General features: G+C 31.8%; 11 protein-coding genes and 1 tRNA gene. 8 read left to right on the plus strand and 4 right to left on the minus strand.

Annotated elements, in window-relative coordinates; genetic code table 11:
• Positions 1 to 58: 58 nt before the first annotated feature.
• The 3 genes from BM371_RS09470 to rbfA are packed head-to-tail and all read right to left on the minus strand — an operon-like array spanning position 59 to position 3,458.
• On the minus strand, positions 59 to 1,837 hold the full coding sequence (locus BM371_RS09470) for an endonuclease (RefSeq protein WP_034673755.1): 1,779 nt from the start codon (positions 1,835 to 1,837) through the stop codon (positions 59 to 61).
• A gap of 49 nt (positions 1,838 to 1,886) precedes the next feature.
• Entirely contained in the window at positions 1,887 to 3,092 is a 1,206-nt protein-coding gene (locus BM371_RS09475) for an ABC transporter permease (protein WP_034673757.1), read from the minus strand.
• 6 nt (positions 3,093 to 3,098) lie between these two features.
• A complete protein-coding gene (gene rbfA / locus BM371_RS09480; protein WP_034677031.1) occupies positions 3,099 to 3,458 on the minus strand; it encodes a 30S ribosome-binding factor RbfA in 360 nt (119 codons plus the stop codon).
• A gap of 76 nt (positions 3,459 to 3,534) precedes the next feature.
• Between rbfA and mce the strand changes: the two genes are divergently transcribed.
• From mce to BM371_RS09510, 6 genes are all read left to right on the plus strand, one after another.
• Positions 3,535 to 3,933 (plus strand): methylmalonyl-CoA epimerase, encoded by a 399-nt coding sequence (mce, locus tag BM371_RS09485; protein WP_034673759.1) that lies wholly within the window; start codon positions 3,535 to 3,537, stop codon positions 3,931 to 3,933.
• Positions 3,934 to 3,995: 62 nt separating this feature from the next.
• A tRNA-Ile gene (locus BM371_RS09490) sits at positions 3,996 to 4,069 on the plus strand.
• A 187-nt stretch (positions 4,070 to 4,256) separates the two neighbouring features.
• On the plus strand, positions 4,257 to 5,456 hold the full coding sequence (locus tag BM371_RS09495; protein WP_034673762.1) for a site-specific integrase: 1,200 nt from the start codon (positions 4,257 to 4,259) through the stop codon (positions 5,454 to 5,456).
• A 57-nt stretch (positions 5,457 to 5,513) separates the two neighbouring features.
• Positions 5,514 to 8,033: a DEAD/DEAH box helicase gene (locus BM371_RS09500; protein ID WP_051882580.1), complete on the plus strand. Its 2,520-nt coding sequence runs from the start codon at positions 5,514 to 5,516 to the stop codon at positions 8,031 to 8,033.
• A 276-nt stretch (positions 8,034 to 8,309) separates the two neighbouring features.
• A complete protein-coding gene (locus BM371_RS09505; protein WP_034673764.1) occupies positions 8,310 to 9,242 on the plus strand; it encodes an AAA family ATPase in 933 nt (310 codons plus the stop codon).
• Positions 9,226 to 10,476 (plus strand): DUF3871 family protein, encoded by a 1,251-nt coding sequence (locus BM371_RS09510; RefSeq protein WP_034673767.1) that lies wholly within the window; start codon positions 9,226 to 9,228, stop codon positions 10,474 to 10,476. The genes BM371_RS09505 and BM371_RS09510 overlap by 17 nt, the downstream gene beginning before the upstream one ends.
• A gap of 27 nt (positions 10,477 to 10,503) precedes the next feature.
• On the opposite strand, the gene BM371_RS09515 is transcribed toward BM371_RS09510, so the two are convergent.
• Positions 10,504 to 12,498 (minus strand): hypothetical protein, encoded by a 1,995-nt coding sequence (locus BM371_RS09515; RefSeq protein WP_051882583.1) that lies wholly within the window; start codon positions 12,496 to 12,498, stop codon positions 10,504 to 10,506.
• A 222-nt stretch (positions 12,499 to 12,720) separates the two neighbouring features.
• On the opposite strand from BM371_RS09515, the gene BM371_RS09520 reads away from it, so the two are divergent.
• Both BM371_RS09520 and BM371_RS09525 read left to right on the plus strand, forming a co-directional pair.
• Positions 12,721 to 14,046, plus strand: coding sequence for a phage tail family protein (locus tag BM371_RS09520; protein ID WP_034673769.1), 1,326 nt, complete (start codon positions 12,721 to 12,723; stop codon positions 14,044 to 14,046).
• Positions 14,047 to 14,294: 248 nt separating this feature from the next.
• Positions 14,295 to 14,708, plus strand: coding sequence for a hypothetical protein (locus BM371_RS09525; protein WP_034673772.1), 414 nt, complete (start codon positions 14,295 to 14,297; stop codon positions 14,706 to 14,708).
• Positions 14,709 to 14,871: the final 163 nt, after the last annotated feature.

The following is a 14,871-nucleotide window of genomic DNA, read 5'->3' on the forward strand; positions in this document are numbered from 1 at the left end:
CAAAAATAAAAAAAAGACCGATAAAAACCGGTCTTTAGTATTGAAAATATTTATGGTCTTAATCTACAATGAATTTTGTAGAATTGTTGTCTGTTTTTAGGATGTAAACTCCTTTTACCAACCCGTGAAGATTAATTTTGTTTGAATTTTTGAACGGATTTGTAATGTTTTTAATCAGTTTTCCCGAAAGATCATAGATTTCAGCTTTTGAAACTTTGTTCAGGTTTTCACCTTTTACAAATAATTCGTGGTTTTTCACCGGGTTAGGATAAACGCTGAATCCTTTGTCTTTAGAATTTTCAACAGTTGATAATGATGTTGCACAAGTCCAGCTTAAATCATCGATTGCAAATCTGTCTCCGCTCGTAGAAGTGTTGGTTATTTTTATGACAACATCTCCGGGAATATTAATTAAGTTTATTGTAGTTGTAGTTGCTGTTGTGTTGTAAGCAATTGTTCCTACCACTACATCATTCACCAATACGTTTGCAGTTGAAGGATCACCGAATTTAACTTGTGTTTTCACGGTCAAACTTGAAATTCCGCCTGAAATTGTACTGCTGCTTAATGTTCCGTTTCTTAGCGTTATTGCTTTTCCGTTTAATGTTTGGTCTGTTCTGGCATCTGTTGCTGTCCAGGTAATATTATTGTTTGTCCATGTTCTTGTTGCATAGCTTGAAGCAGATGCCGGGATGTTTGAGAAATCTTCTGTTCCACAAGTTCCGCCACCGCCGGTTCCTGCAAGTGTAGTTTCTGTAGCTGTGTTACTTTGAGGAGATAAATTTCCTGCAGCATCTTTTGCAATGACATGGAAATTATAAGCAGTAGAAGAGTTTAAACCCTGAACTGTTGTAGAAGTTCCTGAAACGGTAGTTTTTAAAACTCCGTTAGCATAAACATCGTATCCTGTAACGCCAATGTTGTCTGTAGAAGCAGTCCAGCTTAGTGCCACTGTGCTTGACGTAGGATTGTTTGCAATCAGATTCGTTGGAGCTGTAGGTGGCTGATTGTCGGGAGTCTGATTTCCCCAAACTAAATTTACATAATTGGGGTTGTCAATATAAGGGTTTCTGTTTCCCTGATAAGCATAAGATGCATTGTTTCTTCCGATCTCTGCCGGTGAAACAGGATCTAAATTGTGCCATGCAATAAGCTGATTAAGCTCCCATGTTTGTAAACCCGGATAAGCAGAGTTTCCTAACATATTTCCATTATTAAAACTAGATAGTTGGGTTTCGTATCTTGTGACGAAGTAAAAAATCATTCTTGCTACATCTCCTTTGAATTCATCAATAGGTTCGAAAACTGTTCCTGAATATCCAGGAGAGATCGAGGTTCCTTTCTTTGATCCGTTCAAGGATGTAAAATCAACAGATGTTCCTACTTTTCCAAATGGAAAATTTCCTCTTTCGCCGTTAACTTTTGCATCGGTTGCGCGAATGAAGTGTACGTCCGAATACATTGGAAGTGCGCTGTTGAATAAGCTTTGGGGAACTATGTGTTCTCTGTTATAACAGTAGCCTTCAGGCCCATTTGTACCACTGCATTGTCCTCCAGGATAAGAGAAATTGTAAGGGTCTGCTGTTGTTGGATCTTCAGAATAAATATCTAACACAGTTCCATCATTTTCATAATAATAATCTCTGTCGGTATTTTGATATGCTGTCCACAAACCGGAATAAGAACCAGGATTATGTCCTGTTGTAATAATGTTTGTTAGCTGTGTTTTAAGTGTGGCGCCTGTACCTGTTGCGGTACTGTAATAACCAGCCGGAGCTTGAGCTAAAGCACTGATCGTGATCAGTGTTAGCAAAAATGAATGTAAAATTCGTCTCATTTTTTCTAAATTGGACGCCAAATTTACGAATAATTAAAAATATAAAGTATTAATTTTTAGTAATGTAATCTTTGCTGATTTTCGAAAAAAACCAGGAAATGCTTATACCAAAGACCGAAGCGATTGCTGCAACGATAAAATAATTTTTCCCAACAATTTTTACAGGGAAAGGCAAATCTTCCACAGCCTTGAATAATTCTGTGTATTGCTGGAAGAAGCATAATGCCGTACCTAACAGTAAACCAGAAACAATCCCAAGTAAAACGATAAGAATACCGGTGTAGAAATAGGTTATTCTTAAGTGGCTCAATGGGAAGCCTAATGAAATAAGAGATTTTGCCTGCTCTTTTTTATCTAGTTGTAAAATAATAATGGCTCCGGCAAGATTAAAGGTAGTAATGAAAATTACCAGTGCAAAAATGAGGTAAATGAAAAGCTTCTCTGTATTGATCATCTTCCAGAAGGCTGCATTTTCTTCTTCTTTTGTTTTAATTTCAACGTTTTTGCCTAAACTTTTTAGAAGTGTTTGCTTTACATTATCTGTATTGTCAGGATTTTTTAGCTGAATTACAACCTGATAAGCTGAGTTTTTAGGAAGATTTAATAATTCTTCTGTAAGTTCTACCGGTGCAATAATATAATTATTGAGCTGCTCATTTCCGGGAAATATTCCGGTAACGATTATTTCTTTCTTATTATAAATATCTTCCTCCCTGTTGATAATTCCCGTTCCGGGTTTCGGCATAAAGATAGTCGCAAAATCGCGGTCAGATTCTATGGGAACACCTAATCTATTCAAAAGAGAATGTTCCATAATCACTTCATTGGAATATTCAAAAGAAGGATAGCGTCCGAAAAAAATCGTTTTATTTATCGGATTTACTTTTATATAAGCAGAGTCAACTCCACGAAGATATGCAATATCACCTTTCCCGTTGTAATTAAGATATACTTTCTCCTCAATAAGCCTGGAAAAATGTGAAATGTCTTTGTTTTGCTTTAATATTGATTTTACCTTATTGAAATCTTTAATAGTTTTTCCGGAAGTGCTTTTAATGGTAAGATCTGCATGTAAATTTGAGATCAGGGTTTTATTAAAATCTTCTAATCCCGAAAAAACTGAAATGATAACGAACATTGCAGCTACGGCCACGCTCATTGCTACTGCGGCAAGCCATGTTATAAATGTAACGGCAGTGCTTCCTTTTTTAGATAAAAGGTAGCGTGATGCGATATAAAAAGCAATGTTTTTCAATTTTTTTTATAAAACAGGGTTTTCTCCTTCGCCTCTCAGTTCTTTTTCGATTCTTTCAACATCATCTAAAGTCGTATCGAGATAAAAGCTCAGTTGCGGTATGATACGAACCTGTTTTGCCATTTTCTGGCCGATGAAGTTTCTGTATTGAGCCTTGTTTTCTTCAATTTCTTTCATGATTGAAGAGCGATGTTCCTGTGGGAAAATGCTCAAATATATTTTGGCAATCCCAAGATCTGGAGTTACTTTTACATCTGAAACCGAAACAAGAATACTCTGCTTACTTTCGGATGCCTGTTTGCGGAAAAGTTCTGCGAAATCTTCCTGTATAATCTGTGCTACTTTTCTTTGTCTGTTACTTTCCATAAGTTCTGCAAATTTACTATTTTTGTTTGAATTGCTCATTTGTAATTGAGTTTTAAAAAAAATATTATTAAAATTTATGAAATTAGAACATATCGGTATTGCTGTAAAATCTTTAGGGGTTTCTGATGATCTTTTTACAAAACTTTTAGGAAAAGAATCTTATAAAAACGAAACTGTAGAAAGAGAGGGTGTGGTAACCTCTTTTTATGCGGCTGGTGAAAGTAAGATTGAACTTTTGGAGGCAAGTAAAGAAGAGAGCCCGATCTCAAAATTTATCGATAAAAAAGGAGAAGGCATTCATCATTTGGCTTTTGGCGTTGAAAATATACTGGAAGAAATAAAAAGATTAAAAAAAGAAGGGTTTCAGTTTATTTCTGAAGAACCCAAAGAAGGTGCTGATAATAAATTAGTTGTATTCCTTCACCCCAAATCAACCAATGGAGTGCTTGTAGAACTTTGTCAAGAAAAGAAATAAAAAATTTTGCAGAGAAATAAATTTTACTATTTTTGCAAACACAAAATTTAACCAAATTTTGAGGTCCTATAGCTCAGTTGGTTAGAGCACCTGACTCATAATCAGGTGGTCCCTGGTTCGAGCCCAGGTGGGACCACTAATTAAGAGCCCAAACAAAACGTCAAGTTTGTTGGGCTTTTTTTATGCCTTAAAATCAAGGCTTTATATTCTTCTTTTTTCTAGAACACTCTCATTATCTTTTAAATCTACACTAAAAAAGATCCCCAAAAGGAACCCCATTCTGAGAAATTGGAACCCATTATAACCCTCATTAAAACTAGAAAATGACAATTAAAATATTATTTGTATTAGATAAATCAAAATCTAATAGTAAAGGTCTAGCTCCCTTAAAATGTAGGATTACTTACAGGGGAGAGAGAAAACCTTTTGCTACAGGGTTATTTATTAACCCTGAAAACTGGAATAACAAACAGCAGAAAGTTAAACCACTTAATTCTGAGAATGAAACTATCAATACACAATTGAGCCTGATTAAGAACAAGATTAATCAGGCTTTTTTATTTCTACAGGTTAATGAAGAAGAGTTTGATGTGGAAGATGTTTTCTTGCAGTACAAAGGAGATCCTCCTAAAAAGAACAAAACTATATTACAGCTCTTTCAAGAACATAATGATAGAATTGAAAAGCTGATAGGTAAGGAGTATTCTATAGCAACGTTATGGAAGTTTAAACAGGCAAAAGAACTATTAAAGGATTTTATTAAGTATTCTTTTAATAAGGGAGACTATCATTTCAAAGATTTGGACTTAAAGTTTATTCAAGATTATGAATTCTTCCTGAAGGCAGAGAAATCTTTAGCTCTTGCAACTACTAATAAGATGATACAAAGGTTCAGGAAGATAGTTAAGCTTGCTATATCTCAAGATATTATACATAAAGAACCATTTGTTAGCTATAAAGTAAAGCATATCAAAAAAGAAATTACTTATTTGACTAGGGAAGAGCTAGCTAAAATTGAAGAGTATAAATTTAAAGCAGAGAGATTACAAATAGTAGCAGATATGTTTGTTTTCTGTTGTTATACAGGTTTAGCATATAATGAAATGGTAAACCTTGAAAAATCTCATATTATAATTGGCTTTGATGGTAATGAGTGGATTAATATGATTAGAGGTAAAACTCAGCATTTATTATCAATACCACTACTTTCTAGAGGTAAGAAGATAATTGAAAAATATGATTATATTGATGAAAAAAGAGTTTTACCTAAGTTTAGTAATCAAAAGTTTAATGCTTATTTAAAAGAAATAGCTGATATAGTTGGATTAGATAAAAGACTTACTCATCATCTAGCTAGAAGAACCTTTGCAACAACTGTTTTACTTTATAATGATGTACCCATGGAGATTGTAAGTGAGCTTTTAGGACATTCTAAGATTACTATTACTCAAGAACATTACGCTAAAGTTGTTAAGAGTAAGGTTGGTGAGCAGATAAATAGGTTAAATTCTAAACTAAAATAATAATGGATTAACTGCTTTGTGGTATTTTTACAAGGCAGTTAAATTTTACATTCATATATGGAGCTACCCAATATTCATTTTGAAGATTTCCCTATTGACTTTAAAGAAATCAATCACACAGACTTTCCAGATTATTTAGTTAAACCTAAAATTGTAATAACACCTGATCCTAAAACAGGTTATATAAAAGATGTACTAATTCCAAAATTGGATCTAGGTAGTAAAGATACTGTAGTTATTAATGCAGCAGTTGGACAAGGTAAGACTACAGCTATAATGGAAGTGGTAAAACACTATTATGAAAATACAGACTATCTTATTTTTATAGCTTCTCCTTATGTAAGTTTAGTGGAACAGTACTTTACAAAAGCTATTGATAAAGGTGTACCTGATGATGAAGTTTATAGGTATGAATGGATTGATGATGATTCTACAAAAGATTCTTGGAATTGCAGGGTTCAAATTGTAACTGTAAATTGTCTTTTAGGTAATCCAGGAGAAGACTCTCTTATAAACTCTAAGAAGAAAAGGCAATATATTGATTATTTAAGTAATAAGTGCAAACAGAATAATAGAAAAGTTATCTTTATTTATGATGAGATACATGATGCCATAGGTAACTTTAAACAAAGGCTTATCTTTAATCTATGGAAATGGAAAGATGTAATACATAAGAACTTTATATTAAGTGCTACATACAATGAAGCGTCTAAGGTGGTTATTGAATATCTTGCTGAGCTAACTGATAATAAAATTCAAATAATAGAATCTGAAAGAAAAGTAATAAAAGCTAAACAATCTGATTTATTTTTGCATTTTGATACTACTATTAAGCATTCTAATGAAAGCTCTAATCTTATGAATGTTATTCAAGAGCTTGTAAATAGAGGTAAGAGAATTGATATATTATCATATTCAAAGCAACTTGCAGAGAGTATTTGCAGTACTACAGATAAGGGAGCTGGTAAAATACTATTTGACTCTTTTGGGGAACTTAATAACTGTACATCTGGTTTAAAAGAAAGCTCTAAAAAGGCTAACAGATATAATCCCAATAAAGATAAATGTAATGTTGGAACTAACTTTAAATCTGGAGTTAGTATAGAGAAAGATAATCACGCATTCATTATTGTAATGCCTCCGCTATCTGTGAAAGGAGGCAAAGACACTTCAGGAAGGCTTGGCATATTTGCTGATGGGGTTAATTCAATTATTCAAGCAATAGCAAGACAAAGAGTTAAGGGGGAAATTCATATTATTTTGCCACCACCTGACAAATTTGATTATACCTCACTTCCTATAAGTGAAACTAAATTGAAAGATAAGTTTATTGATTTCTATAAATCCCTAAATAATCATAAATCTAAATCTAAAGATTACGAGTTTGTAAAATACCATTCTTTTAATCAGCAAGATTCTCTTTTAAAAGACTATTATGAAAACGTAGTATACAAGAATACTGAAAATGAGGAAAGCTTTATAAAAACATTAAAAAGAGATGGTAAGCCATCATTATTATTCCCTACTTATAAAGATTATAAGCTTTCTGATGGAGAAAAGTACTTTGTGAAGCATCATAAGTTCTTTGGAAAGGATTTGTCAGCTTTTATCCTCTATTGTGCTATTACCAATCAATTTGTAAACTGTACCCTAAAAAAAGTAATTAACACACCTGTATTATTTTTTGAAGAAGGGAATATTCAAGCAGGATTGGAAACTTTTGTACGTACTTATATAGGAGATGAACATTGTCAATTTTTAAGAGCTAGTTTAAGTGATAGATATTTCTATTATTATTTACAAAATGAGATATTCTCACAACATAAGGTTGTCTATAAGCCAAAAGGAAAAGAAGAATACATTAAGATTACTCCTAGTCATAAAATATTTGGACAACAGCTACTTGTTTTTACTCAAAGAAAGTTATATCCTCAGAATAAAGAGTTTAACAGCCTCTTCAAGAATACTAAAGCTTCAGACAATCAATATACTAGAGGTATGTATTTTCAATTTTGTATTTCACAAGCTTTAAAGCTAAGTTCAAATCCAGCTAGTATTTCAGAACAAGATAAGCCTCTGGTTCAAGCATTTATAGATCTGGATTACTTTAGGCAGAAGATGGTTAATTACATTAAAACTACCGGAAGAGATAAGAGGTATCTTGATAATGATCCCCCTACAGATTTTATATTATCACATGAAAGAGAAAGGTATAATAAGATGTCAGAAACTCTGATTACAAAAGATCCATTTATTAGTAGTGGGATTTTTGATTTTAAAGGTGTCTTTACAAGAAAGGATTACTCTGACAAATCAAAAGAAAAAGCTTTCTATAATTACCTTAAAGATGATTTCTTCAATGGGAAAAGTAAAAAGGTAAATAATGCAACTATGCAAGGAAATCCTTTTGTAATTAAAGATGTTCTAACTATTCCAGAATCAGAAATGGTTTTCAATTTATTATCCAGTAATGATTTTAAAATACCTGAAGAGAATCTACCATTAATAAGTTTAGATAATGGCATACCAAATATAGAATATTCTGATGGGAGTACAGGATTTTTCACTATTGAATAAAACTTCCACTTTAGTTATTCTATATATATAAATAAACAAACCAAACTGGAAGTTTAGCTATACCCTCATAATTGATGAGGGTTTTTATTTTTATAGATGAAGAATTACATAAAATACCTACTTATCTAGGGTTGTAAAACCTAGATCCAATTTCCATTTATCTATAGTTGAACTACGACTATGAAATATATCTCTATGATTCTAGTAAAACTTACAGCTCATAGGGTTTCTTTATAATTCACACATACAATAAATTCATTTTTAAAATTCATAATTATGCAATTAAAACAATCACAAAGACAACAAGTCAAGTTAAGACTTGGCTTGTCTGGGGCATCAGGATTTGGAAAGACCAAATCAGCCTTATTATTAGCCTATGGCATGACACAGGATTGGAGTAAAATAGCTGTCATAGACACAGAAAACTCTTCTGCTTCCTTATATTCAGACTTAGGAAACTATAATGTACTTGATCTACAAGCTCCTTACTCTCCCGAAAGATATATTCAGGCTATTGAATTATGTGAGAAATCTAATATTTCAGTTGTAATTATTGACAGTGTCTCCCATGAATGGAATGGTACAGGAGGATGTTTACAGATTCATGAGCAGTTGGGAGGTAGGTTCCAAGATTGGAGTTTAGTTACACCTCGCCATCAAGCCTTTATCAATAAGATATTGCAGTCAAGTTGCCATATTATTACAACAACTAGAAGGAAAATAGATTATTCTTTAGATGTTGGGAGTAATGGAAAAACCCAAGTAGTAAAACATGGAACTAAAGAAATTACACGAGATGGCTTTGAATATGAACTTACTATCAACTTCGAGCTTATAAATGAGAATCACCTTGCTAAGGCTTCAAAAGATAGAACAGGATTATTTATGAATAAACCTGAGCTTGTTATTACATCTGAAACAGGCAGAATGATATTGGAATGGTGTAATTCAGGGAAAAAGTCTGAAAGTAACTCAATCAATACCTCAGCTTCTATAGAAATACCTCAGCAAGCCCAACAGGTTGAAGCTACAGAAGAAGAGGTATATAATGCTATTCAGGATTGTAATTCTGTAGCTGAGCTTTTAGCCTTATACAGACAGTTTCCACGGTATCACAATACCTTAAAGCCTGACTTTGAAGCTAGAAAGACAATATTAATACACACTGTTAACCCTAATCAATTCAGTAGAAATGGACATCAAAAATAAAATTAAACCTGCTACTTTAGAGGAAGCATTTGTAATCTCAAATTCTACTAGCATAATAGGGAATGATATTGCAGAGTTAGAGTTAAGGAATGTATCTAGGAATTCTATAAGAGATATATTCTTAGATGATAATGAGAGTTTTGAAGATGCTGAAGTATTCTATCCAAGTAAAATGAATACTCTTGAACAACCTGAAAGTGAATCTAGTATAATAAATAATAAGCCTGAAACCTTAAATGTAGTTCAGGCTTCTTTTATGTCTAATTCTAAAATACAGACTATATCTCATGCTCCTATTGTACTAGCTGAAAGAGATAATCAGCCTAGTCCTTTCATACTAGCCAATACATCAGATGCTACATTACATCACTTGCAGAATGATTGTATTATACCTGTATTCAGTAAGGACAATGAGAAAACTATTGCTCATCAGGAATTTATTGAGATTGTGCTGAGTGCAGTTCAGAAAGTATTTCCACATCACAGTACAGAACCTGAAATTAGGGTTTCCCATCAGATTAAGGGTAGGACCCCTTCAGCTATTCATAAACCTGTAAAAGAGCTATTAGAGCATGAGAAAACTATGTATTATGAGAGAATGGCATTTATAATTAAAGTACCTAGTATAAATCATATAGTAAATGGAAATGAACTTTCTCTGACAATTGGAGGAGTACGAGGTTATAACTTGGAGAACCTTTACAATAAGAAGTCTTTAGAAAGGTTTAAGTTCTTCATAGGGTTTCAAAATCAAGTTTGCATGAATCTCTGTGTAAGTAGTGATGGCTTTGTTGAAGATATGAGAGTTGGGGACTCACAAGACCTATACACTAAAGCACTAGAAGCTATACAGAGTTATAATGCAGAATTTCATCTTATGCAAATGAAAGAGCTTACACAGGATTATCTTTCAGAACATCAATTTTCTCAACTAATAAGACGTAGCAGGTTATATCAGCATTTGCCTAAGTCTGAGAAACAGAATATTCCTTTACTAAATTTTAATGACAGTCATATTAATACAATGGCAAAAGATTATTATGAGGATAAGAATTTTTGCAGACAAGAGAGCGGAAATATCAATCTTTGGGATGTCTATAATCTCTTTACCCAAGCTAACAAGTCTTCTTACATAGATACTTTCTTAGATAGGAACTTGAATGCTTTTGAGTTTTCAAAGGGTATTCAGAAAGCACTTAATGGTAGTTCTGGTTATCATTGGTTTTTGAGTTAGAGCAAGAGGCTATTTATTGTAATAGCCTCATTTTTCTTTTAAAGATTCTTTATACGCTTTAATATTCGAGTGATTCCAATATTTTAAGATAAAGTTTCCTAAAATAAGCGTAGAAAATATTATTGATATTAACCAAAAAATAAATGAAAAGAAAGGTGTAGATTTTAAATCGTCTATTACTTTACCTGTTTCATTTACAACCCAATTGGCTTTATATAAAATATATATTACAAAACAGAATAACAGACCTATAAAACTCCAAAGGAGTACCCATGGTTGTCTTCTCCATTTTTTAAGGGCTTTTTTTATTCTTTCTGTTTCTAACTTCTCTTGTAAAATTTTAACTTCATTTTTTAAATCTTCATTTTCTATTGTTAAAACATTAGAATTTTGGGTCTGAGCTTCAATTTCATTATCAAAGGTTTGAATTTTATTTTTAAATTTAGAAATGAGCTCTGTAAGTCTAGAACTTCTTTCTTGTTCTATTCTTTCTTGCTTCTCAGATTCTTCTTTAATTCTTTTTACAAATTCATCTTTCTTTCCTTCTGAGGCAATATCATTTAGTTCTTGAACATTCTTAATTTGATTGTTGGTTATTCTAGTAGCTAAATGTAAGATGTCTTTTTCTGTGACTTGTTCTTCACAGTATTTAAAGATATTATCTTCCAATTCTTTTATCACACTTGCTTTAGGAATTGAAGAGTTAAGTGAAATTGAAACCATGGAATTTAATCCTATTTCTGCAAATTCATTTTCACTAAGGTCTTTTTTTATTTCTGGGTTTGATAACCAAAGAATACTTAATAATTCATCCGCCCTAATTGTTTCTCTTATAAAATCATCATTATAAAAGCTGTCACTACTTTCATCATTGTTCATAGAATTATTTACAAACCAACACTTTGCCTCTTCAAATTTTTTAATTCTTTTTGCTCTTTTATCTCTTACATATAAAATAGCTGTTGCATCATGCAAAGCAGAAATTCTATTGAATCTAACCTCTTTTAATGATTCATATTCTGCGGAATGTTTAGCTCTATTTCTTAGACTTTCTTGTACATATAGAATATTAAACCCCCTTTTATTTAGAATCTCTTGAACATTGTCAGAAATTCTTTCTAAATCTGCTCTATTTAATTTTCTTCTTTCACAAGCATTTAATATATCTTCAGGGTTTACATATTTTATTAAAGTAGAGTTATTTATGTTTTCTGCTTTTTTATTGAGAAGTTGCTGAATTTCTTTTATGGTATCATCCATGATAGATATTTTAAAACCTCTCTTTTTTCCTAATTCAACTACTTTTTCACATGTTTTAGTTGATTCAGGTGTGTTTAAATCTAATAAGCTTACAACAAAATTTGTATCAAGTAAAAGCTCTGTATCCTCTTGATATTCTGTCATTTCAAATTCTAAATATGTAGAAATAAGAGAACCTAGATAAATGTTTTTTATCAGATCAAATACATTGGGAATATTCTTAAAATAGTCTATGAATTTTGCTTCAATAACACCATTTTTAATGGCATTTACATCCAAATCACTATTTAAATGTTTAAGCAGAGATATTTTGCTTTTGTCAATATATTCTACTAATGAATATTCTGTCTTATAACCATTTATTTCACAAAATTGAATAAATAAGGCATCTAATTCATTTATTTCTTTATTTTTATCTTGGAATAGTTGTTCATATTCGTAGAAATGATAATCTTTAAGTTGATAGGAATTATCATGATATAATTTGAAGTTTTCTTTGCCTTTGGTGTTTTCTTCCAGTTCTACCTTCTTTAAAATTTTGCTTAATACTGGGATTGGAATTTCCAAAGTGAACATCTTACATACCTCATCAGAAATTTCAATAATAGATTTCCCACCCCTTTTACCTACACTATTCAATGAGTTTAAGGCTCTTTTAACTAATGGTAAAAAATAATCAATTGGTCCTGTAATTAGGGTTCCAGAATTTCTAATATGTGATAATAAACTGTAAGCAACAGCTTTTTTTTCATTTTCATTCATAAGTTTTATTATAGAGAGTACTAAAATAGAAAAATCTCAATTAATTTCATTATGTCCAACGAAGTTTTTAGTTTCAATGTATTTATGCAATAAGGGAGGTACTTACTATAGACATAGTTTGATTACTCGTAGAAAAATATAACACGTCGAGTTTTGGCACAGTCAAGATTTAGCTTTGCTTTAGAAACATTAAACTAAATATTAAATACTAAAATACAGTTTATGGAAGAAATATTTGATGATAAAGAAAATACTCGGCTTAAAAAGAACAACTCTAATAAATCCAGCTTTGTAGGTGATTTCTATATTACTAAAATGGGTGATTATTTTACTCAATTCTTTATGAGGTTTCCTGAGCTATTACCTTCTGATATCACTGGGAAATTCTTAAAGAATATAAATTCGTTAGATGACGAGGCAGCTTACTTAACACAATTAGCATACACCTATGATAATGATAAGATTAATGCAACACTCATTCGTGAAGCATTTATGAGACAATATCAGTTTTATATTGAAGACAGAAGATTTGAGGAGATTATAGGAAATATTACCTCTATTCCTGCTGATGCTTTTGGATGGTGTGCAGAGCAATTAGAAAGTTTAAAACCTACTGAGAAGAATTATAATCCAGAAGCTAAAGACTATTCTCCTCTTGTTCCTATTGTGATAGGTGCAGATGTAATTTCCATTCCTATAAATATAAATAAGGCTGCACAATTCTTTGATGATTTAGGAAATAATCCTTTTGTTCAGGGAGCAGAAGTTGCTTTTACGCAAGTATGGGAGCTGGTAAAAAAGGCAGCAAATAAGGTTGAAGATGCTTCTATAGAAAATCTTCCTGATGCCTTCAAAGAACTTCTAGAGATGATTAGCAGTGTTATTAATACTATTAAAAACTTTCTTACTGAGGTTAAGGATGAATTGGTAGATTTAGCAAAGAAAGGAGTTGAAGTTCTTAAACTTGCCAATGCTTTTTACTGTGGTATTAATAGTGGTCTTATTGGGCTTTTACAATGTATTTTATATATCTTACAGTTTCTTTTCCAACCAACTACAGCTTTTTCTTATGAACAATATAAGGATAGAAGGGATTTACTGGAGAAAGCAGAAGATGTATTAGACTGGGTTTTAGTTAATGTTCCTGAGTTCTTGAAAGGAGTTAAAAATCTGTTCAGTATAAGTGGGAGCATCTTCCAATCTGACTTTGAAGGTATCTTTGATAAGTTGAAAGGATATTGGGACAATGCATCTCGTCATACAATAGCATTTTATGTAGGTATAGTTTTTTTTGAATTCATTATCAATATTTTACTTCCTATCTTCACAGCAGGGGAAGGAAATATCATAAAAGGAACTACTTATGCACAAAAAGCTGCGAGTCTATTAAAAGTAGTAACTAAAGAAACCATGTATGCTGTAACATTTGGAATTACAGATTTACTGGTGTTTCTTTCAAGATTCATGATTAGATTTGGAAAAGCTTGTGTTGAAGGATTCAAAGGATTTATTAAGTTTATTGAAGGATTATTGGATGATGTTAGATAATATAATAATGACAGCATAAAGATTTCTCTTATTATAATTTTTACATACTGCAAATTCAAAGACCATTTATAAGAGCTTATGCTTCTCTATCAAGTACCCCCGCCTATGTTGGATTGGGGAGCATCCCCGCACCTTTCCTATTAGAAATAAATAATCTGGCAGAGATTAGATTTTAGTTTTAACTAAAGTTAAAGTTGCTTGATTTAGCTTCTAAGGAAAGGTAAATCTTAACTCAAAAACTTAAAGCAATGGTTAGAATTACAAACTACATTAAAAGACAAAGAGAGGATGGTACAACATTTTGTGTTTTAGAAGTTCAAGCAGGTATTGAAATGGTATTAAGCCAAAAGACCAATCAGTATTATGTTACAGCAAAGAAAACTTTCATTTCATCTACATTTGATGAAGAGACCTGTCAGGCTCTAATTGGAACACAAATGCAAGGCACTATTATTAAACAAGAATGCGAACCCTATGAGTACACTATTAAAGATACAGGAGAAGTGGTTGTACTTAATCATAGGTTTGTATATTCACCACAGGAAATTACAGCTTCATCAAATACAATAAATGCTAGTGTTAATACTAGTTCTGATAGCTTTGAAGCAGATTTAGAAGCATTCTCTAAGAATAGTAGATTTGAAGCTGTACTAGCAGATTAAAATTAAATCCGTCCATTTTTGGTAAGCTTATATATAGTAATTACTAATTCTGGACGGAATATCTTTAATTAATCTAGTTCAATTAGAAATACTTCCACTTTGGATTTTTATCTTATATAGGTAGAATGACAGAAGTGGAAGTTTTCATTTTATTAATCCTCAC

It is taken from the genome of Chryseobacterium formosense (assembly GCF_900116415.1).
GTDB classification, from domain to species: Bacteria; Bacteroidota; Bacteroidia; order Flavobacteriales; family Weeksellaceae; genus Chryseobacterium; species Chryseobacterium formosense.